General features: G+C 72.4%; 17 protein-coding genes. 9 read left to right on the top strand and 8 right to left on the bottom strand.

Going from position 1 to position 21,152, the window contains the following annotated elements:
* Nucleotides 1–6 precede the first annotated feature (6 nt).
* From G9H71_RS11485 to G9H71_RS11475, 3 genes are all read right to left on the bottom strand, one after another.
* The gene (locus tag G9H71_RS11485; protein ID WP_166281902.1) at nt 7–1,194 is read right to left on the bottom strand and encodes a glycosyltransferase family 4 protein; all 1,188 of its coding nucleotides are present in this window, start codon (nt 1,192–1,194) and stop codon (nt 7–9) included.
* 105 nt (nt 1,195–1,299) lie between these two features.
* Complete coding sequence (gene pth / locus G9H71_RS11480; protein WP_331272918.1) at nt 1,300–1,860, bottom strand: aminoacyl-tRNA hydrolase; 561 nt, start codon at nt 1,858–1,860, stop codon at nt 1,300–1,302.
* A gap of 54 nt (nt 1,861–1,914) precedes the next feature.
* A complete protein-coding gene (locus tag G9H71_RS11475; protein ID WP_166281900.1) occupies nt 1,915–2,547 on the bottom strand; it encodes a 50S ribosomal protein L25/general stress protein Ctc in 633 nt (210 codons plus the stop codon).
* 388 nt (nt 2,548–2,935) lie between these two features.
* On the opposite strand from G9H71_RS11475, the gene G9H71_RS11470 reads away from it, so the two are divergent.
* The 6 genes from G9H71_RS11470 to G9H71_RS11445 all read left to right on the top strand — a co-directional run bounded on the left by G9H71_RS11470 (nt 2,936) and on the right by G9H71_RS11445 (nt 8,523).
* Nucleotides 2,936–3,535: a hypothetical protein gene (locus G9H71_RS11470; RefSeq protein ID WP_166281898.1), complete on the top strand. Its 600-nt coding sequence runs from the start codon at nt 2,936–2,938 to the stop codon at nt 3,533–3,535.
* A gap of 43 nt (nt 3,536–3,578) precedes the next feature.
* A complete protein-coding gene (locus G9H71_RS11465; RefSeq protein ID WP_166281896.1) occupies nt 3,579–5,348 on the top strand; it encodes a DUF4012 domain-containing protein in 1,770 nt (589 codons plus the stop codon).
* A gap of 91 nt (nt 5,349–5,439) precedes the next feature.
* On the top strand, nt 5,440–6,054 hold the full coding sequence (locus G9H71_RS11460; RefSeq protein WP_166281894.1) for a hypothetical protein: 615 nt from the start codon (nt 5,440–5,442) through the stop codon (nt 6,052–6,054).
* Nucleotides 6,047–7,282, top strand: a complete 1,236-nt coding sequence (locus G9H71_RS11455; protein ID WP_331272917.1) for a glycosyltransferase — start codon at nt 6,047–6,049, stop codon at nt 7,280–7,282. Before G9H71_RS11460 ends, G9H71_RS11455 begins: the two co-directional genes overlap by 8 nt.
* A 129-nt stretch (nt 7,283–7,411) precedes the next feature.
* On the top strand, nt 7,412–7,690 hold the full coding sequence (locus G9H71_RS11450) for a PqqD family protein (protein ID WP_166281892.1): 279 nt from the start codon (nt 7,412–7,414) through the stop codon (nt 7,688–7,690).
* Nucleotides 7,687–8,523, top strand: coding sequence for a hypothetical protein (locus G9H71_RS11445; RefSeq protein ID WP_166281890.1), 837 nt, complete (start codon nt 7,687–7,689; stop codon nt 8,521–8,523). The genes G9H71_RS11450 and G9H71_RS11445 overlap by 4 nt, the downstream gene beginning before the upstream one ends.
* Here the strand turns inward: G9H71_RS11445 and G9H71_RS11440 are convergent.
* The 3 genes from G9H71_RS11440 to G9H71_RS11430 all read right to left on the bottom strand — a co-directional run bounded on the left by G9H71_RS11440 (nt 8,460) and on the right by G9H71_RS11430 (nt 12,209).
* Complete coding sequence (locus G9H71_RS11440; protein ID WP_166281888.1) at nt 8,460–9,893, bottom strand: hypothetical protein; 1,434 nt, start codon at nt 9,891–9,893, stop codon at nt 8,460–8,462. The genes G9H71_RS11445 and G9H71_RS11440 overlap by 64 nt on opposite strands.
* Before the next feature lie 65 nt (nt 9,894–9,958).
* Entirely contained in the window at nt 9,959–10,678 is a 720-nt protein-coding gene (locus tag G9H71_RS11435; RefSeq protein WP_166281886.1) for a hypothetical protein, read from the bottom strand.
* Between the two features lie 130 nt (nt 10,679–10,808).
* Nucleotides 10,809–12,209: a hypothetical protein gene (locus G9H71_RS11430; RefSeq protein ID WP_166281884.1), complete on the bottom strand. Its 1,401-nt coding sequence runs from the start codon at nt 12,207–12,209 to the stop codon at nt 10,809–10,811.
* A gap of 228 nt (nt 12,210–12,437) precedes the next feature.
* On the opposite strand from G9H71_RS11430, the gene G9H71_RS11425 reads away from it, so the two are divergent.
* Nucleotides 12,438–13,097, top strand: coding sequence for a class I SAM-dependent methyltransferase (locus G9H71_RS11425; RefSeq protein ID WP_166281882.1), 660 nt, complete (start codon nt 12,438–12,440; stop codon nt 13,095–13,097).
* A 25-nt stretch (nt 13,098–13,122) separates the two neighbouring features.
* Here G9H71_RS11425 and G9H71_RS11420 read toward each other — a convergent pair whose 3' ends face one another.
* On the bottom strand, nt 13,123–14,481 hold the full coding sequence (locus G9H71_RS11420) for a glycosyltransferase (protein ID WP_166281880.1): 1,359 nt from the start codon (nt 14,479–14,481) through the stop codon (nt 13,123–13,125).
* 32 nt (nt 14,482–14,513) lie between these two features.
* On the opposite strand from G9H71_RS11420, the gene G9H71_RS11415 reads away from it, so the two are divergent.
* Entirely contained in the window at nt 14,514–15,986 is a 1,473-nt protein-coding gene (locus tag G9H71_RS11415) for a lipopolysaccharide biosynthesis protein (RefSeq protein WP_166281878.1), read from the top strand.
* 18 nt (nt 15,987–16,004) lie between these two features.
* On the opposite strand, the gene G9H71_RS11410 is transcribed toward G9H71_RS11415, so the two are convergent.
* Nucleotides 16,005–16,931 carry a glycosyltransferase family 2 protein gene (locus tag G9H71_RS11410; RefSeq protein ID WP_166281876.1) on the bottom strand — a complete coding sequence of 309 codons (927 nt, stop codon included), beginning with the start codon at nt 16,929–16,931 and terminating at the stop codon, nt 16,005–16,007.
* 287 nt (nt 16,932–17,218) lie between these two features.
* Here G9H71_RS11410 and G9H71_RS25085 point away from each other — a divergent pair, with 287 nt between their 5' ends.
* Nucleotides 17,219–21,124 (top strand): discoidin domain-containing protein, encoded by a 3,906-nt coding sequence (locus tag G9H71_RS25085; RefSeq protein WP_166281874.1) that lies wholly within the window; start codon nt 17,219–17,221, stop codon nt 21,122–21,124.
* The last annotated feature ends 28 nt before the right edge of the window (nt 21,125–21,152 follow it).

The following is a 21,152-nucleotide window of genomic DNA, read 5'->3' as shown; positions in this document are numbered from 1 at the left end:
CGCAGCTCAGCGGCTCCCGCGCGGCGACGCGACGCGCAGCGCGCGCAGGACCTCGTCGTTGCGGCTGTCCCAGTCGAGCTCACCCGCGCGCGCGACGGAGCGCGCGGACAGCCGGGCCACCTCCGGACGGTCGCGCATGAGGTGCTCGAGCGCGGCAGCGAAGGGATCGGGCGCCGCCGGCAGCAGCAGGCCGGCGGAGCCGACGAGCTCCGGGATGCCCCCGACCCGGCTGGCCACGACGGCCGCGCCGCACGCCATCGCCTCCAGCACGACCAGCGGGCAGGGGTCCTGGAACAGCGAGGGCACCGCGACCACGTCGGCCCAGCGGTAGTGCTCGACGAGGGTCTCGTTGTCCTGGAAGGGGAGGAAGCGGACGTCGGCGGCCAGCGTGAACGCCGTGCGCCGCAGCCGCTCCTCGTAGGCCGAGAGCTCGGGGACCCAGCCGTGGGCCGACGACCCCACCACGCGGAGGCTGAGCCGGCGCTGCACGTGCTCCGGCAGCATCGCCACGGCCTCGAGCAGCAGGTGCGGGCCCTTCTCGGCGGTGACCTGCCCGACGAAGAGCAGGCGCAGCCGCTCGTGCGGCTGCCGGTGCGCGGGCGGGCTGAAGACCTGGGTGTCGACGCCGTTCAGCACGACCGAGACCTCCGGCGGGCTGCCGCCGTGCCGGTCGACCACGTGCTGGGCGGTGTAGGCGCTGACGCAGACGATGGAGTCGGCCGGAGCGAGCAGTCGGCGGACCTCGCGCCGCGAGTACGCGCGGGACAGCCGGGTGTGGACGTAGTAGCCCAGGCGCGCCGTGGGCAGGGCGGCCCGCAGCCGCGGGAGGGCGGTCGCGGCGTAGTGCCCCTCGTGCAGCAGGGCGACGTCGGGGCCCAGCGCGCGCAGCCGCTCCACCGCCGGGTCGAACAGGCCGGGGGCGAAGCGGCGCTCGCGGCCGAGCGCGCCCAGCATGTGGTCGAGGAGGTACTCGGTGCGCCGGAAGCTCTCGCGCGGGCAGTGGGCGGTGTAGTCCACCCGCTCGACGCGGGCGTGCCGGACGGTGCCGGGCCGGTTGTGGCTGAGCACCACGGTCGAGCGCCCGCCAGCGCGCTCGTGCGCCGCCGCGAGGCCGCGTACGACGTTGGTGATCCCGCTGCCACTGCGGGCCAGCGGGATCGGGACGTGGGCGACGTGCGGCTCGCCTGTGGTCACATCACCCTCCTCCGGCGTCGGCGTCGCGACCCCATTGTCAGGTTGGCCCTCGCTCGTGGGGCGAAACGCTGCCACTCCCGCCGGCGCGTCAGCCTTTGGAGCGCGTCAGTCGTTGAACGAGCTCTGCGCGCGTTCGAGGCCGAGCGTCACGAGCTCCTCGACGGCGTCGGCCGCGCGCTCAAGGAAGACGTCGAGCTCCTTGCGCTCCGGAGAGGAGAAGGGCTTGAGCACGAAGTCGGCGGGGTCCTGGCGCCCGGGCGGGCGGCCGATGCCAAGGCGTACGCGCAGGTAGTCGCCGGTCCCGAGCGAGCGCCGAAGGGACTTGAGCCCGTTGTGCCCGTTGTCGCCCCCGCCCAGCTTCAGCCGCAGCGCCCCGAACGGGAGGTCGAGCTCGTCGTGGACCACGACGATGCGCTCAGGCCCGATCTTGAACGCCTGCTGCAGCGAGGCGACCGGGCCGCCCGACTCGTTCATGTAGGACCGCGGCTTGGCCAGCACGGCCCGGGGGCCGCCCGGCCCGCCGATGCGGCCCTCGAGCACGTCGGCGCGCCCCCGCCGGTGGGCGCCGAAGCGCCCGCCGACGCGCCCGCCGAGGACGTCCAGCGCCATCGCGCCGACGTTGTGACGGGTCGTGGCGTAGTCCGGGCCCGGGTTGCCCAGGCCCACGACCAGCCACGCCCCGTCGACGGGCGCGCCGCCGGGAAGGTCCCCGGCCAGGCGTCAGCCCTCCGAGCCGGCGGCGGGCTCGGACTTCGCCTCGTGCACGATCCCCAGCTCGGCCTCGGCGCCGGCGAGGTCGGCGTCCAGCTGCTCGGCGGTGGGCGTACCCGTGATGCGCAGGATCGACAGCTCGGGGTCGCCCTCCAGGGTGGCGCCCGCCGGCAGCGAGATCTCCTTGGCCAGGACCTGCGTCCCGGCGGGCATGCCGTCGACCGACAGCTCGACGAACTCGGGCAGGTGGGTGGCCTCGGCGACCACGGACACCGTCTGCAGGTCGACGACGAGCAGGCCGTCGCCGGCCGGCTTGCCGGTGACGTGGATCGGCAGCTCGACGCTGACGGCCTCGCCGCGCTCGACGACGACCAGGTCGACGTGCTCGAGGAACCCCTTGACCGGGTCGCGCTGGACGTCCTTCGGCAGCGCGAGGATCGTCTCGCCGCCCAGGTCGAGCGAGAGCAGGACGTTGGGGGTCTTGAGCGCGAGCATCAGGTCGTGCCCGGGCAGCGCGATGTGGCGCGGCGCGTTGCCGTGGCCGTAGACGACGCCCGGCACCTTGTGGTCGCGGCGGATGCGGCGTGCCGCACCCTTGCCGAACTCGGTACGGGGCTCGGCGGAGATGCGGACCTCGGACACAGCGGTGCTCCTCGTGACGGTGGGACTCGTTCTGTCCACGGGCGGTCGGGCTCGCCCACGGCGGCTCGGGACGAGCGGCGGCGCGGGCGGCAAGGGCACACAACGGCACCGCTCGTCGATCACGGAGCCGTACGGTTCCCTCGCCGTGCTGCCGACCAGCATACTCGCCCGAGCCCCTGCCCCCTCCCCGCTCGTCCGCGGCCCGCCGATGGACTGACACCGGGCACCACACCCACCCGATCGTGTGATCTTCAGCGCCCGAACCCCCTCAGAACGGGCGACGCCCCCCCCCGACCTACACCTGCTCGCGCGTCACCTCCCTAGACTCAGAGGACAAGATCGCCGCGGAGAGCTCGTCAGAGACTCCCGCCGACGCCCGGGGGGGCTGATGAACGACAGTGCGACCCAGCCTGGGAACGTCTCGCGCAGGGATGCCCTCCGCCGCATCGCAGTGGTCGGCGGCACCCTCGCGTGGAGCGCCCCGGTCCTGCAGACGATGAGCCTGTCGGCCGAGGCGACGACCAAGCCGTCGCCCAAGCCCTCGACGTGCGACTACTACACCGTCAAGGCGGTGTTCTGGGTCAACAAGACATCGTGCTTCGAGCAGACGTTCATCGTCCGGCCTACGACGACCAACGCCAGCCGGGCCCTCGACGACATCAAGGCCGGCTGCTCCGACGCGGCGATCAAGGACTGGGTCTACGACGTCTTCCAGTACAGCCTCGCGGGCTCGGTGGACATCGACAGCCAGGACGCGCGCCAACTGACCTCGACGCAGGCGTCGGCCTACAACCTGCTCCGGCCGTCGACCTGGCCCACCACGACGACCAACACCTACACGCGGACGTTCCGTGACTGCTGGAATCGGAAGGTCTGCCGCCCGTCGCGCCCCTCGTGCACGCCGTGCATCGGCGGCAAGGTGCGGCTGACGATCACGCCCTGCGGAGGCTCTGCCACCTGCAGCGGCATCATCACGCTGGCCCACTGAGCCGCACCCACACAGCTGAGGCACCGCCCCTAGCCTGCCCCGCGTGCGCAGAACCCGCCGGCTCCTCCTCGCGGCCGTGGCCGTGGTGGCCCTGGTCGTCCTCGCCGGCACAGCGGCGGGCTACCAACTGCTCTCGAGCGGCCGCGACGCCCGTGCCGAGCTCGAAGCGGCGCAGGCGCAGCTCACCACCGCTCGGACCGCCGCGCTCTCGGGGGACGCCGCCACCGCAGCGGCGGCACTGAGCGCCGCCTCGGGACATGCGGCCCGGGCGCGCGACCTCACCGGAGGCCCGGTGTGGGCGGTCGGGTCGCGGGTGCCGGTCGCGGGCGGGCCGCTGCGCACGGTCCGGGCGCTGACCGCGGCGGCCGACGACCTCAGCCGCGAGGTCCTCCCGCCACTGTTGCCGGTCGCGGCCGCCCTGCGTCCCGAGCAGTTGCGCACCGGTTCGGCGGCCTTCCGACTGCCACCGCTGGTCGCCGCAGAGGCGCCGCTGGGAGACGCCGTAGCGGCCGCCAGACGCGTGCGGGAGCGCGTCGCGCGCTCGCCTGAGGTGAGCCGGCCCGCGCAGGTCGGGACGGCCCGCTCCACGCTGCTGGGCACCCTGGACGACCTGGTCTGCACGCTCGGCGCCGCTCACACCGCGGCCCGTGTGCTCCCCGCCGCCCTGGGCGCGCAGTCACCCCGTCGATGGCTGGTGGCCCTGCAGACGCCTGCCGAGGCGCGCGGCACGGGCGGGCTCCTCGGGGGCGTGGGCGTCGCGAGGGCGGACCGCGGCAAGGTGACGGTGACCGAGGTGGAGACGAACCGCATCTTCCGGAACGAGCGTGCGGTGAAGGTGCCGCTGCCGCCGGGGTACGCCGCCCAGTGGGGCACGTGGTCGCCGACGACCCTGGCCATCAACGGCGGCGTCAGCCCGGACCTGCCCGTGGCGGCCGGCATCTGGGCCGCGAAGTGGGAGGCGTCGCGCGGGGAGCGGGTGGACGGCGTGGCCACCATGGACCCGCTGGTCCTCGGCTACCTCCTCGCCGCGACGGGCCCTGTCCGGCTCTCCGACGGGACGCAGCTCGACGCCGGGACAGCGGCCCGCTTCGTCTTGCAGGACCAGTACGCCCGCTATCCCGACGAGCTCGAGCGCGACGAGCGGGTCCGCGAGCTGCTCGACCGGACGCTCACCGCCGTCATGTCCCCGCGCACCGACGCGCGCGCGCTCGTCCTCGCCCTGGTCCGCGGCGCCCGTGAGGGGCGCATCTCGGTCGCGATGCCCGGAGACGAGCGGGTACAGGCGATCCTCGCCGGACAACGGATCGGCGGCAGCCTGTCCGGCCCTCCCTCCCCCCTGATCGCCGTGGTCGTGAACGATGCCGGCGGGAGCAAGCTCGGCCCCTACATCACCCGCGAGATCACCTACACCTCCGCGGCCTGCGCCAAGGGGCGGCAGGAGGCGACGCTCGACGTGCGCATCGGGAACTCCGCACCTCGCAGTGGGCTCCCCGCGTACGTCACCACTCGGGCCGACCTCGGCGGCCGGCCGGGATCCCCCACCGGGCAGCGCCGCGACTACGTCTCGGTCTACCTACCGCCCGGGTCGACGCTGGGCGCAGCGACGCTGGACGGGACGGCGACCGGGATGGAGGTGCGCACGGAGAGCGGTTTTACGGTCCTGTCGCTCTACACCACAGTCGACCCCGGCTCGCAGCGGGAGCTCACGCTGCACGCCAACCTGCCGGCCATGACTGCTGCACCAACCGTTCGCACTCAGCCACTCGTACAACCACCGACGGTCAACGTTCATCACGCTTCGTGTCAACGCTAGGCCATTCCGGGGTTCACTCGGACGATTAGCAACTCTCTGCATCCAGCACGGGGCGATCACCTCTACTCTGTGACACAGGGAGGGGCTTCACATGCGAACGACTCAGCAGTTGATGACGATCCTGGGGGCGGGCATCGTCAGCGCGGCGTTCTTGGGCGCGGCGGGCACGAGCGCCGCCTGGGCGGACTACGTGCCGACGAGCGGCAACGGCACGGTCACCGCGTCCGACGCATGCGTGGGCACGTCGGTGACCTTCGCCGCCGACGGCTTCGCGCCGAGCAGCACCGTGGCCATCACCGGCGCCGGCGCAGAGGGCACGTTCGTCGTGGCCGACGCGAGCGGCAAGGCGAGCTACGTCCTCTCGCCCGCGCAGGCGGGCACCTACACGCTCACCGCGACCGGGCAGACCCCGCCGCCCGGGGACGCGGCGCGCACCGTCACCGCGACCGTGACCGCCAGCGACTGCCCGGCGGGTGCGACGGGCCCGGCGGCCCCGGCCCCCGGCACGGGTGCCGAAGGGGGCAGCGCCGGCAGCGGCTCGGGGGACGGCTCGGAGAGCAGCGCTTCGGGCGCCGCCGCCGGTGGCCTCGCCCGAACGGGTGCGACGAGCCTCCCGGTCCTGCTGTCCGCCGCCGCCGCGCTGCTGATCGCGGGCCTCGGGCTGGTCTCGGTCCCGGCCCTGCGCCGTCGGTCCGCGCGTGCGTGAGGCCACGATGAAGACGTTGACGAGGTACGTCGCCCCGCGCGTCGAGGCGTCTCCCGCCGGGCAGCCGCAGAGCGCCCAGCCGCGCGTCGTCGTCGCCCACGACTACGTCACGCAGCGGGGCGGCGCTGAGCGCGTCGCTCTCGCGATGCTGCGCTGCTTCCCCGGCTCGCCGCTCGTCACCAGCGTCTACGCCGCGGAGCGGACGTTCCCGGGCTTCGACCGGCACCAGGTGCGCACCAGCCTGCTGCAGAACGTCCCGGCGTTCCGCAACGACCCGAGGCTCGCCCTGCCACTTCTCGCGCCCGCGTGGGGCATGACCACGATCGACGACGCGGACGTCGTCGTTGCGAGCAGCAGCGGGTGGGCGCACGCGGTCCGCACCGCGCCGGGCGTCCGCAAGGTCGTCTACTGCCACAACCCGGCGCGCTGGCTGTACCAGAGCGAGGAGTACTTCGCCCGGTCCCCCTGGCGCGGCGCTGCGCTCGCCCCGGTGCGCCGCCCGCTCGCCCGCTGGGACAACCGGGCCGCCCGCACCGCCGACCGGTACCTCGCGAACTCCACCGTCGTGGCCGAGCGGATCAAGCGGGTGTACGGCATCGAGGCCGAGGTGCTGGCGCCCCCGGTCGCCGTCGACGTCGATGCTGAGCGCGAGCCGGTCCCCGGCCTCGAGCCCGGCTTCCTCATCACCGTGGCCCGCGGCCGCGGCTACAAGAACACCGCAATAGTCGAGGACGCGGTGGCAGGCATGGCGGGACAGCGCCTCGTCGTCGTGGGCAGCGGGTCAGGGGACCCTCGGACGGCACCCGCTCCGGTCACCCGCCTCGGCATCGTCAGCGACGCGCAGCTGCGCTGGCTCTATGCGAATGCGCGTGCGCTCGTGAGCGTGAGCTACGAGGACTTCGGGCTGACCCCGATCGAGGCCAACGCGTTCGGGACGCCTGCCGTGGTACTCCGCGCCGGTGGCTTCCTCGACACCCTCGACCCTGGCGTCTCGGGCGTCTTCGTGGAGGAGCCGACTGTTCAGGCGGTACGCGACGCCCTTCGGCGGCTGCCGGACCTCGACCGCGCACGCGTCGCCCAGCACGCCGGCCGCTACTCCGAGTCCGCCTTCCGCACGCGGCTGCGGGCCGTCGTCCGCGACGTGGTGGCCGGCCCGCGGGTCATCAAGCTGCCGGAGCAGGAGCGCACGATCGACCTCCGGGACCCCGAGGCCGCCCGCATCGGGTGACGGGCTCCCGCCATCCGTGTCCCGCAGCGTGGCATGCTGCCTGGCGCACAGCTCGTCGCCCCACTCGAGGGCGGTGACGATGCGGGCCGCTGCGGGGCGCGGCGGTGGGACCGGCAGACGGAGGACAGGGTGACCCAGGCGCTCTCGTGGCAGGTCGCCGACGGCGTCCTCGTGCAGGAGATCGAGGGACGGGCGATGCTGCTGCATCCGGCCTCGACCAGCGCGCTGTCGCTCAACGAGTCGGCGACCTCGATCTGGGCAGCGTGCACCGCAGGAGCCGCCACCGTGGACGAGGTCGTCGAGATGCTGCACGACGCTCTGGGAGTCGACGCCGACGCCATCCGGGCCGACGTCGAGGCCGCCGTCCAGCGCCTGCTCCATGAGGGCTACCTCCTCGCGACGCCTTGACCGCACAGGACCTGCGCCTCGACCGCGTCGCGCTGGGCGTCCTCGGACGCCGTTGGGACCTGGTCGTGCCTGCCGGCCGCACGCTCGGGGCCGAGCTGCTCGACCTCGTCGGCGACCTCGTCGTCCCGACGCACGAGCCCGCCGAGGACACCTGGACCCTGCGCGAGACCGACGGCCGGTGGCAGCTCTACCGCGGGGACGCCCTGCTGCTCGCATCGCCCGACGGCCCGGGCCTGGTCGTGGACACGCTGCGACTGCTCAACACCGTGGCGATCGACGACGAGGACGTGTTCGCGGTGCATGCCGCCGTCCTCGCCCTCGACGGCCGCGCCGCAATCGTGCCTGCGGTGTCAGGCACCGGCAAGACGACGCTCTGCGCTGCCGCGCTCGGGGCAGGGCTCACGTACCTCACGGACGAGGCGGCCCGCTTTCCCGACGAGGAGGCGACGAAAGTGGTCGCGTACCCGCGCCCGCTGAGCCTGCTGTCCGCGTCGCAGGCGCTGCTCGGCCTGGCGCCGGCCCCGGTCCGCTCGCAGACCGAGGGGTTCTACCGCGCCAGTCTGCTCGGGAACGTGGAGCGCGGCCAGGTCGACGTGACCGTGGTGGTGGTGCTCGACCGGCGCCCGGGCCTGCCGGAGGCGACGAGGCTGCCCCGGAGCACGGCCGCAGAGCTGCTGCTCAAGAACTCCTTCAACCACTACCGCGACCCACGCGGAGCCTTCCTTCGAGCGACGGCGATCGCGGCCGCCGCACCCAGCTGGCTCCTCGGCTACGAAGACGCCCCGGCTGCGGTCCCGCTGCTCGCGGGCTTGCTGAGCGCGCCGCGAGGCTGACACCCGGCGTCGGATAGCCGCGCGTCGCCGCCGTGGGTGGCTGCGGCGAGGGCCGTCCCGAGGACCAGCAGGGCGACGTAGCCGAAGGGGAACTGCGTAAGGGAGCTGCGCGTGAGCCCGTCGACGGCGACCACCGCGAGCGTGCCGAGCCCGCACAGCGCTGGAGCAGCAGGTGCTGCCCGGAGCAGCGTGCGCGCCATCAGCGCGAAGACCGCGCAGGTGAGCACGAGCCCCGGCAGACCCACGTCGGCTACGAGGGAGAGGTAGGCGTTGTCGACGTAGAGCAGGGAGGACGGCGCTCCGGGCGACACCGTGGCGCCCGCCTGGTCCACGGTCGGGCCCCACAGACCGGACTGGCTGCGCGCCAGCCCGGTCCCCACCTGCCCTACGCCCCGACCGGCCAGCACGTCCCACGGGCCGCGGAGCACCTGCGACCAGAGCTCGGTCCTGCCGTTCAGCGTGAGCAGGACGTCCAGCCCCGTCGCCGTGCTGCTCGTGCGTGCGGGCAGGACGAGGTAGAGCGTCGATGCCGCTGTCGCGGCCGCGCCGAGCAGGACCGCACTCGCTCGGTGTCCCCGGACCGCGACGGCGGCCACGAGGACGGCGACCACGAGGACGGCCTCGGTCCGCACGAAGGACACGATCACCCCAAGGGCGATGACGCCGGTCGCGACGGCCCCGTGCGACCTGCGCAGCGGCAGCGTGAGCGCGGCCACCAGGGCGACAGCCATCACGGCGGCGTAGCTGAAGGGGTCCGAGAAGGTCCCGAAGCTGCGCAACTGCCCGCCGTGGGTCTCCCGCACCTGGAACCCGAGCCAGAGGCCGAAGTCATCAACGAGACGCTGGGCGCCGATGGCCTGCTGCACGAGCCCCAGCAGGCCCTGGGCAACCCCGACGGCGACGAGCGCGCCAGCGGCGAAGCGCCACGTCCGAGCCGGGTCGGGAAGCAGCCAGCCGACGAGGAACAACCCGAACGCGGACGCGGTGAGCCGGGTCGCGGTCAGCCAGGCTGCCCCATGGTCGCCGACGGGATCGACCACGTAGAGCCCGACGAGCAGGAGGGCCCCGCCCGCCACCCACGGGTCAGCTCTGCGCAGCGCGGTGCGGTCCCGCAGCAGGCGGATGGCCAAGGCAAGGACCGCGACGAGCACGGCGGCGTCCTTCGCGGGGCCGAAGTACCAGGAGACGTAGAACTTCAACGTCGGCTGGATGCAGAAGAAGGCGACGAGGCCCGCAACCAGCACATGACTCAGCCGCGAGCCGGCGTACGCCACGGCGAGAAGCAGGCCCACGGCGGGCAGGACGAGGAGGCCGCGCGGCCAGCCGGCGACCCCCAGGCCCGCGAGCTGCAGGACCAGCGGAACGCCCACGCCCGCCACGAGTGAGGCGGGGCGCCCGCGGGGCCGGCGCGGAGCGCGCGCGGTCAGGGCAGCGCTCATGACGACGCCGGGCGCGCAGCGTCGTCCCCGGCCGCCGGGAAGCGAGACAGCTCGTCCCGGCGACGGAACCGCCAGGCCAGCACGAGCAGGCCGGCCACCAGCCCGGCGACGCCACCGGCCAGCCCGGCGCGCCATGGCTCGATGCTGACCCGGTCGGCCGGAGGCTCCGAGACGAGCACCTCCGCGGCGGGGCTGACGCGTTCGAGGTCGCGCAGGTCCTCGAACCGGCGACGGCCCTCGGCCGAGAGACCGGGCGGCACGGCTTTGAATTGGCCGCGCAGGCGGTCCGTGAGCTCCGAAGCCACGGCGTCCGCGAGCCGAGTGGCACTGGCGGCCGTCCGCGCGGACGCCCACAGATCGAGGACGTCCGCGTCCTCGCGGGAGGTGACGGCGAGGTCCTCGCGCAGCCGCGCCCAGTCTGCGCGCGGTCGGCCGATGCGGACCGCGACACCCTCCAGGACCGGGCGTGACCTCGCGATGAACGCGGCGTTGGTGTGGAAGCGGAGGGCGGCGCGTTCGTCAGCCAGCGGCGCCCCGCCGAGCTGGTAGTCGCGCAGCAAGACGCTCGAGATCGCCGTGTAGCGGGGTGCGTGGGCAGCCGCGGCCGTGAATGCGGCGCCAGCTCCGAGGACGACGAGGATCGCGACCGACGCGACCGAGACCCGGAGGCGGCGGGAGTACCGGCGCCGGTGCACGAACCCCGGCGGAGCAAGCACTGCCCTCCCCTGTCCTTCCAGCCACGCGGGCTCCTCGGGAGCCGCCGCTGATCGGGTGGCCACGCGGCCGTCCCGCGAGGATAACCGCGCGACCGCCGCCCGGCCGGTGCCTTCCGAGCGCTCGCCCCGGTCAGGCGACCAGGTAGCCGAGCGCGAGCACGCCGACGACCACGAGGGCCGCCCCGGCGACCGCCGCGCTCCACCGGCGCGACAGGTCGGCGAAGACCGCGGCCGCCCCCACCGCCGCCAGCGGCAGCGCGTAGCGCGGGTTGTAGAACGCGACGCCCGCTGTCACCCGCGTCGCGACGAGAAAGACGGGGCCAGTGACGAGCGCCCCGACCAGAAAGCCCTGGCGTACGACGGTGAGGGTGTCCGCCCGCCACGGCAGGGTCGAGCGCAGCACCACGTGAGCGGCCGAGCCGGCCGACAGGACACCGAAGGCCAGCGCGAGCACGCCGGTCACCGCGAGCACGGCCGCGGCGACGCCGGGCAGGTCATCGGGGGCCGCGAAGGGGGTCAGCCCCGCTGCCACAGCGTCACGGAGGACCTCGCCCTGCGGAGTGGCGAGGCTGATGAGGAACGCATAGGTCTTGTTGGCGGGGTCGGCTACCCCACGCGCCCCGTCGTCGAGCACAGCGAGCACCCCGTAGCCCAGCGCGGGCAGTGCGAGGAGCGCGAGCGGTCGCACCAGCGCGCGCAACCGACCCGCGGCCGGTCGTCCGTGCCCACCGGGCGACGACGTCGCACCGGTGGCCATCGACGCTCGCAGCTCGAGCAGCGCGGCGAGTGCGAGGCCCGGCACCGTGGTCTCCTTGACGGTCAGCCCCATGAGCCCGATGAGCCCGACCAGCAGGACGCGGCGGCGCGCCGGCGCCGCCTCGAGCCGCAGCCAGACGAGCAGGACCAGTGCCGCCCACCCGATCGCCGCCGAGTCGTTCGTTACGCTCGTCCCGAGCAGCAGGACCAGTGGCATCGCCGCGAGCAGCGTCGCGCCCGCGAAGGCGCCCGTAGGGCGCGCGCCGAGCCGCAGGGACAGCGCCGCCACGGCCGCCACTCCGAGGCAGAGCCAGAGCAGGTCGGCCAGCCGAGCGGCCTCGAGCAGCGAGACCCCGGGCACGGCGCCGAGGGCCTTGCTGACGACCGCTGTCACGCCGTAGAACGTCGGGAAGTACTCGGTGGTGTAGCTCTGGCCCTCGAACGGTGCGAGCGCGGGATCGACGGAGGTGGCGCCGCACGCAGCCCCCAGCGGGGTGGTCGGCTCGGACCGGCAGGCGAACTCCCGCAGCGACTCCTGTCCGAGGTCCTCCCCCACCTGCGGGACATCACCCTCCGCCAGCTTCGCGACGTAGTCGAAGTGCGCCATCTCGTCGAAGGGGGACTGCACTCCCGTCGTGAGGAAGCAGAGACCGAGCACGGCCGCAGCGAGGGCAGAGCCGACGACCGCGGCCCACCGGGCGCGCCGCGACGCACCGTGCCTGGTGACCGCGTGGTCACCCTCGCGACGGCGCTCGTCCACCATCACCTGCTGCATCGCAGAACCCCCTGGTCGCGGGTGACGGAGCTCCCGGACCCTCTGCGGCCGACACTAGCGGACCCCCGATGCCGAGATCGGGTGTTTGCCGGGCCCGGTTGACGACGCCGGAGGCGCCCAGGACCGAGCTCACGCGTCCCCCCGAACGGCCGATAATCGCGGTGCCGCTGTGGAACGCTGACCGGAGGCGGACGGTCCGCCGCACACTCCTGACGAGGAGCGCGACCGGTGCATCGAGACACGACGGAGTACTACGCCAAGGACGCCACCTCGAAGGTCGCGATCGGCCACCTGAGCTTCGCCCTAGAGCACGCCGGCCCGGTCGTCCACGACGCGGCGGCCGCAAGCGGCGACTACGTCGCCGCTCTGCAGCAGGCCGGCCACACCTGCACCGGGAGCGACATCAACGGCGGATACGTCGCCATCGCCAAGGGCCGCGGCCTCCCGGTCGAGGAATGGGACGCGGCGGCCCTCGGGCTCCCCGACGACAGCGTCGACACCGTGCTGCTGTTCGAGGTCCTCGAGCACGTCCCCGACCCGGACGTACGCCGCCGCATCCTGCAGGAGAGCAAGCGCGTCGCGCGCAGGAACGTCCTCATCACCACCCCGCACAGCGGCGAGCTCGACCTGCTCTTCCAGTGCGGCCTGACCTACGAGCACATGCTCGACCGCGACCACTCGGTCTTCTTCACCGAGCCGATGCTCCGCGCCGAGCTGGGCCAGGTCTTCGACACCTTCACCCTGACTCAGGAGGAGGAGATCGACTCCCGGCTCGTCAGCCGCCTTTTCTCCCCGCGCACGCAGAAGGTGCTGCACCTGGTCTCGCGGGTCAAGCCGTACCAGCCGAAGCTCTTCTTCCGGTTCTACGCCGTCGCCTCGGCGCAGTAGAGCCGAGGCGCCCCGCAGCCCAGGATCACTTCGCCCCGCGGCCGCCACCCAGCCGGGCCTTGGTCAGCCGGAGACCGGCGTGGACGGCGACGCGCGCCGGCACGACCAGCCCGTTGTCACCCTTCAGCACGCGCAGGTAGTCGACGTAGGAGCGGCCGAGAGCCGAAGCGCGCGCCATCTCGAACCGGTGCCCGGGCGCTGCGACGACCGCGTCGATCTGCCGGTCCAGCGCCCGCGTGACCCGCTCCCAGCGGAACTCCTCGCGCACGACCGACAGCCGGTCCTTGATGCGCGCCATCTCCTCGGGGTCGTCGAGCAGCCCGGTCAGCGCCCTGGCCAGGCCGTCGACGTCCTCGTAGCCGACGACGCGCCCCAGTCCGCGCTGAGCAATGAGCTCGGCGATCGAGTCCCCCTCCGTCGCGACGATGGGGAGCCGGGTCCAGAAGTAGTCCAGCATCCGCGTGCGAAAGGAGAAACGGGTCTCGAGGTGGTCGAAGTGTGTGGAGACCCCGAGGTCCGCCTCGAGGAAGTGATTCTGCCGCTCCTCGTACGGAACCCAACCGTAGTTGAAGAAAACGGTCGAGCCGTAGAGCCCGAGCTCCTTGGCCAGCTCGACCGCACTGAGGGCCATCTTGTGGTCGGCGAGCGCCGGGTCGGGCTTCTTGAGCCCCATGAAGACGAGCTTGACGTCGTTGCGGCTCTCCGCGATCCGCCCGAGGGCGCGGATCAGGGTGAGCGGGTCGAACCAGTTCCAGACGCCGCCACCCCACAGAACGACCTTGTCCGTCGGCAGGATCCCGAGCCGTTCCCGAAACCCCGGCCCGGTCCTGACCGGCTCGCCGTCCTGCACCCCGAAGGGCACGACGTCGACGAGCGTGCGCAGCGCGTTGTCCCGCGCGTAGGCGTCGGGAGTGACCCTTCCTACGGTCATGAGGCTGCCGAGCCACAGGTCGCGCTGCTTCTCGGACGCGCAGATCAGGCCGTCGGCCGAGAGCATCGAGAGCATCAGGTCGTTGCGGAACACGCGGGCTGTCCGCCGTTGCACGTCGAGGTCCATGTGGCGCAGGACCTCGAGCGCCTCCAGCAGTACCGGGTCGTAGGCGTCGACGATGATGCGGACGTCCGTGCGGTCCGCGAGGTAGGCCAGGGCCGGGGTGACCTTCTGGGTGATGATCACGTCGTGTCCCGGGAGGACCGACGTGACTCCTTGGGGCTCGTACGAGCGGATGACGAAGGCGTCGGACGTGAGGTCCGGCTCGTTGGGCGCAGCTAGTGTGACGTCATGCCGTGTGGAGAGCGCCTTCGCGAACTCCCAGGAGCGGATGCCAGGCCCCGCCATGGTCTTGCCGATGATGTCCTGGCTGTAGACGAGAACCTTCGCCACCAAGCACTCTCCTGCGTAGAACGGGATCGGACGTGACGACGGACACGCAGGTGGCGCAGGCTCCCGGCTCGCTGCTCGGTCGCGCCCGCAAGGGCGTCCTCTGGGTGAGCGTCGTCGTCTACGGCTCGAAGGTGCTGAACGTCGCGACGACCCTCATCCTCGCTCGGATCCTAGCTCCCGAGGACTACGGCCTGCTGGCGGCTGCGTCGGTCGTCGTGGCGGCGCTGGTCGTCTTCACCGACATGGGCCTCGGGACCGCGATCGTGCAGTCGAAGGCCGACCGCCAGCGGATGGCCTCAACGGCCTTCTTCCTGATGCCCGCGATCGGCCTCCTGCTCTACCTCGTCGCCTTCGCGTCTGCCGGCACGCTGGCCGACCTGCTGAACTCGCCGCGCTCGGAAAACCTCATCCGGGTCGTGTCCCTCAGCCTGCTGCTGGGCTCCTTCGCGACGGTGCCGGCGGCGCTGCTCGAGAAGGACATGGCGTACAAGCGCAAGGCCATCCCTGACCTCGTGCCCACCTTCGTCTACATCGCGGTCACGCTGGTGCTCGCCACCGCATTCGACGCCGGGCCGTACAGCCTCGCCATCGGCTCGGTCTCCTCCACGGTGGCCGCGGTCGTGCTCGTCTGGGCGGTGTCGTCCTGGCGGCCCTCGTGGTGCTTCGACTGGGCCATCGCGAAGCAGCTGGTGTCGTTCGGCAAGCACGTGCTGGGCGGCGGCGTCATCATCTACGTCACGACGAACATGGACAACATCTTCGTCAGCAGGGTGGAAGGGCCGGCCGCCCTGGGCCTCTACGGCCTGGCCTACAGCCTGGCCAACCTGCCGGCGACGCACATCGCCGACGTGATCGGCCGCGTCCTGCTCCCGTCGTTCGTCCAGATGAACGACGACCTGGCGCGGTTGCGCCGCAACTACGTGCGCTCGCTCAAGCTCATCACGCTCGTCGTGAGCCCGGTGGTCGCGGGGCTGGCGGCGACCTCGCCCGTCCTCGTCCCGGTCCTGCTGGGGCCGAAGTGGGAGCCGATGGTGCCCGCTCTGGCCCTCCTGCTGGTCTTCGGCGGGATCCGCTCGGTGGCCGGATCGACCGGCAGCCTGCTGCTCGCGGTCGGCCGGCCCGGGGTCATCTTCGTCACCGGGCTGACCGGCCTGGCCCTACAGGCCATCGCCCTGCCCGTCTTCCTTCTCGTGCTGGACATGGGGGTGACCGGTGCGGGGCTGGCTGTGGCGCTGGCGTCGCTGGTCAACTCCGCGCTCATCATGGCGGTCGTGCAGCGGATGCTTCACTTCTCGGGGCGGCGCACGCTGGCCCTCGGCACCCGGCGGCTGCTTCCGGCAGCCCTGATGGGCGGAGTCGTCTGGGGCGTGGGCACGGCGCTTCCCGTCGCCCTGCCCACGCTCCTGCTCCAGGTCGTGCTGGGCGCGGCGCTCTACGTCGGGTTCCTCGTCCTCATCAACGGCCGAGCGCCTATCGACGAGGCGCGCGCGCTCACCGGACGCTGACAGCGCGACGCCCGCCCGTCAGCGGATCGCGCCGACCCGGGCGAGCACCGCGGCGTCCGTCAGTCGCATGTGCTTGCGCGCCTCAGTGCGCGCGTGCCTGAGCTCGGGGAGCCGGGAGACCGCACGCCCGAAGCCGCGCAGCGTCCCCATGTCCCGCTTGAGCGCGGCGACGAGCAGCCGGAACGGCAAAGCGGCGAAGTGCTCGACCAGCAGCCGGGTGTCGGTCACGTTCTTCCAGACCGTGAGGTACTCGTTCTGGCGGACGAAGCTGCGCAACTGCGTCGGGGTGAACACCTTGCGGCTGCTGTGCCCACCCACGTGCCGCACCACCGAGTCCGGTGCGTACCGGATGACCCAGCCCCGCTTCCACGCGCGGTAGGACAGCTCGATGTCCTCGTGGTACATCGGCCGGAGCAGAGGGTCGATCGACCCGATCTCCTGCAGCTTCTCGTGATCGAAGAACGACTGGCCACCGACGGCAAAAAAGCAATCGGTTGGCTCGGGCGAGTGCGGCAGGGCCGTGTAGAAGATCAAACCGCCGCGCCATTTCCCGGAAGTGCGACTGCCCTGCTCGGCCCCACCGAGCTCCAGAATGCGTGGGCACACCGCGAATATCTCGGGCGACGTGAACCCGTCGAGGCAGCCGTCGATGAACCCGCGATCGACGGTCATGTCATTGTTCAAAAAGGCCACGTACTTGCCGGTCGCAACCTTCAGACCCTCGTTCAACCCGAAGATGTAGGTGTTCTCGGGGAGGGCCACGAGTTTGACCCGCGGGTATGCCTGGGCTACCCGGACGCCGCTGCCGTCGGTCGAGGCATTGTCGACCACGATCAACTCGTCCTCGTCGGACATGTCGGCCAGCAGCGACCGCACGCAATCCTCGAGGACGCGCTCACCCTCGTAGTTCAGCACGATCAGCGACGCGCGCGTGGTGCCGGTCACAGGTATGCCCCCCTCGCGAGCACGCGCGACCACGCTGCTCGACGTATCGGCCGAACCGGATCATCCCCCTGCGCTGCGCCGATGCAGCCCGTGACACCTCTGGAGCGTCTGCCAGCAGCCTAGCAGCGCAGCGTGCGGCGTCCGGCCGGACAGCACCCGAGGACTGTTCTAGGCACCGTCACCCGCTTGGCGGCATCAGTACCCGGGCCCTACGTCCCGACGTATTCTTCGTGAACACAACCAAGCGAACGATCCCAGCCCTGCTGGCCCTGACTGCTGTGAGTCTCGTGAGCGCGGTAGGGACGTCCGCGGCGCCGGCGTACGCGGCGGGCAGCAGCTTTCTCGACCAGCGCAGCACGCCCACCGTGAACGCCTGCGGTTATGTTTCCGTCAAGGCTCCCAACACTCTTCCCGCCATTGCCCCCAAGAAGTTCACCGACTTCTTCCTGGGCGGCACCACCTGGGCGAACGGCAAGCTCTACCTGTACGACTCCGGTCAGGGCGTCGAGCGCGTCTACGACAAGGCCGGCAACCTGCTGCAGACGGTCAACGTCGCGAAGGAGGGCATCGGCCAGGCGATCGACGCCGAGGGCTCGCTCTATTTCGTCAACTACCCGTGGACCCTCTCGAAGTACAGCGCCGCCGGTGTCCTGCAGTGGACCAAGACGTTCACGGACCCGGTGAACGCGGTCTTCGGCCTGCAGACGCCGTCCGGATGGCGCGTCGGCGCCGTCGGCCGGTCCGGCACCTCGTACCTGTTCGACAGCGCCGGCAACGCCCAGGGCACCGCGGCCGTCACCGGCAAGTGGTTCTCCAACGATCCGGCCGGTGGCATCGTCGCGACGGACGGCCGCTACGTGACGCGGTACGACTCCTCGCTCCGCGTGACCACGAAGTTCGGCGACACGGGCATCGCGAACGACCCGATGCCGGTGGCCGCGCCGCGCCACTTCTACCTGCAGGGCGGCGCCGTGCGTTTGCCGGACGGCCGCTTCCTCGTGGCCGACGCCAACAACGGCATCGCCCTGACAGACCCCAACGGCTTCTTCGTCGGGATCGTCCCCGACGACTTCGTCAACCTGACCGAGAACAGCCTGCTCGCGACGGACGGCGAGAACCTCTACTACTCCAGCGGCGGCCGCTTCACCTCCGGCCAGCACATCGCCTCCTTGCCGCTCCAGACCGTCCTCACGCTCGCCACGAGCCCCAACCGCGACCTGCCTCGGCTCGGCTACGGCGCCGGCCTGTGGGTCGAGGGAACGAAGGCGAAGTACTACCGGCAGGGCCAGAGTCCGAGGGTCACCGTCTCGTTCGACCAGTCCTGGAAGACCGTCGCGGACCTGCAGGTCGACTACCGCGTCCGCACCCACACCCAGGTTCTCGACGGCGTCGACGTGCCCTTCACGCGCGCTGCCGTCACGACCACCGCGATCGACAACCGGCTGCCTCTCGACCTGCCTGCTGCCACTCCGGGCTACTACGAGGTCGAGGCGTACCTCGTGAAGAACGGTGTCCGGATGTCCGGCACGTGCACCAACTACGCCATCGCAGCCCCGGGGCAGAACCTGGACCTCGCCGCGATGCCCGGCGCCGCGGACGCCGGCGGCCCCGACGCTGTCCGCGGCGTCGCGCTCGCCGACGCGCTCGGCACCGGCCTGCACCGCTTCCAGATCGACTGGCGCCAGCTCATGCCCAACGGCGTGGACGGCCCGCTCAACTTCGGCGCGTACGACGCCCACCTCGCGGCGGCCTCGGCCGAGTCGGCCAAGCGCGGCGTGCCGCTCGTCGTCCAGCTCGGCGAGGGCAACAGCGAGAAGGGCCTCGTGGCCAAGGGGACCTGGGAGGCTACGGTCCGTCAGGTCGTCGCGCACTACAAGGGCGTGGTGAAGTACTGGGAGGCCTGGAACGAGCCGAACAACACGTTCGGCTCCCCGGCCGACTACGTCAACCAGGTCCTCGCCCCGGTCTACCGCGCCGTGAAGGCTGCCGACCCGGACGCCAAGGTCATCGGCGGCACCGTGTGCGGCATGGACATGAGCTACTGGGGCGGCGTGGCCTACGCCGGCGGCTACAAGTACATGGACATCGTGGGCCTGCACCCGTACACCGGGCACAACCGGTCGTACGAGGAGGAGGGCATGGCCCGCTTCATCCAGATCCTCAAGACCGAGATGGCGAACTATGGCGTCTCGAAGCCGCTGTGGGTGACCGAGCACGCGTGGTGGTCCGACGGGCAGGGCAACCAGTTCGCCCAGGGCGACTACAGCGCCCGGGCACAGCTGCTCTACCGCGAGTGGGGCATCGACCGCTGGGCCTACTTCATCCCACAGGGCACGTGGGGCGGCGACGGCCTCACCTTCTCCGCCATCCAGGCGGAGGACTACGTCAAGCCGTCGGCGCTCGCCCTGATGACGCAGAAGGAGCAGGTCTCCACCCGGCCGTTCGCCGGCCGCGTCGAGACCGGCACCCCGCACGTCTTCGTGCAGCGGTACGGCGCCAGCAGCACCGCCGCTGACGAGGTCCTCGCGGCCTGGAGCGACGACGTGGCGACGCCCATGCGCCTGCGCAATACCGGTGCGTCCGCCGTCACGGTCCCGGTCGTCGACGAGCTCGGTGCGCCCAGCACCATCACCGTCCCCGCCAACGGGACCGCCTCGCTCACGGTCAGCGGCTTCGTCCGCTACCTGCACGTCCCGGCCGACGGCGCGGTGTCGCTCGTCCCGGCGGAGACGTGGGGCGACAACGTCGCCCTCGCATCCTCCGGCGCGACCGTGACCGCGACGTCGTCGGGCCCCGGCAACCCGGCCGCCCTCGCCATCGACGGCGTCGTCGACGCCCAGGGCGCGGGCGAGCTCGCCGGCACCTCGGCGTGGGTCCAGGCTCCGGGCGACAACGCGCCCGCCCTGACCGTCACGCTGGCGAAGCCGACGACGGTGGACCGGGTCGTCGTCTCGACCATCGGGCTGAACAGCATCCTCACCGGCGTGCGCTCCTTTACGGTCGCCGTACAGGGCGTCGATGGCAGCTGGACGGACGTCTCCACGCAGGAGGGCGTGTTCTACCAGCGCGGCCGGATCGCGGAGTTCGCCCCGCGTACAGCGAAGGCCGTGCGGGTCACGGTGACCGGCGTCAACTTCAGCGGCTACTTCGCCGGCGCGGCCCCGTCCTTCTGGCCGACCGACGCGGGCACGCTGTCGAACCCGGGCGCCACGTTCTACGGCGCGGCGGTCGTCCGCGAGCTCGAGGTGTACGCCGCCGGCACCAGCACCGCCACCCCGGTGGTGACGCCGACCCCGACGCCCACCCCCACCCCCGCCCCGACGCCCACGCCCACCCCGACGCCCACGCCCACCCCGACGCCCACGCCCACCCCAACCCCGACGCCCACCCCCACCCCGACCCCGACGCCCACCCCCACCCCGACCCCGACGCCCACCCCGACGCCCACCCCCACCCCGACGCCCACCCCCACCCCAACCCCGACGCCCACCCCGGCCCCGGCCCCGGCCCCTGTCGCGCTGCCGATGAGCATGGTCGGCAACGCCACCCTCAACGCGGGCAAGACGACGACGATCTCGCTGCTGGGCAAGGGCGGGATCCCGACGACGGGCGTGGGCAGCGTGACGCTGACCCTGATGGCCAGCACCAAGGGCGCCGCCACGGCGCTGACGGTGTCGGGCACCGCGTCCTCGACGATCACCGCCCCGGCGGACCGCTCCACGGCAGCCACCGTGACGGTGCCCGTCGCCAAGGACGGGACGGTCAAGATCAAGAACACCGGCAAGGGCACGACGTCGGTGACCGTCTTCTCCCAGGGCTACACCGCAACCGCCGTCGCGGCGGCCAGCACCAAGGCCGTGGTGACCACCACGACCGCGGCCAAGGCGGCCACCCTGGCGCCGGGGCGTACGACCTCGGTGTCGGCCCCCCGCACGGTCTCCGCCACCTCGACGGGCGCCCGCCCGGTCAAGGGGCTGCTGCTGAGCGTCTCCGCCACCCCCACCCGCGGCACGGCGAGCGTGGCTCTCGGTAGCGACCTCCCCGGCTCCGCCCGCACCGTGGTCAAGCCGGCCAAGGGCCGAACCACGACCGTGCTCGTCCCGGTCGGCAAGGCCGGCCGCGTGACGGTCGGTAACCTCGGCAATTCCGCGGTTCGCGTCAAGGTCGCAGTCAGCGGCCTCGTCTACGGCTGACGCACCGCCAGCACCCGATCCCCGTCCC

This window comes from Motilibacter deserti (assembly GCF_011250635.1).
GTDB lineage: Bacteria > Actinomycetota > Actinomycetes > Motilibacterales > Motilibacteraceae > Motilibacter_A > Motilibacter_A deserti.
The sequence above is the reverse complement of the archived record's forward strand: the minus strand, read 5'-3'. Positions and strand labels throughout refer to the sequence as shown.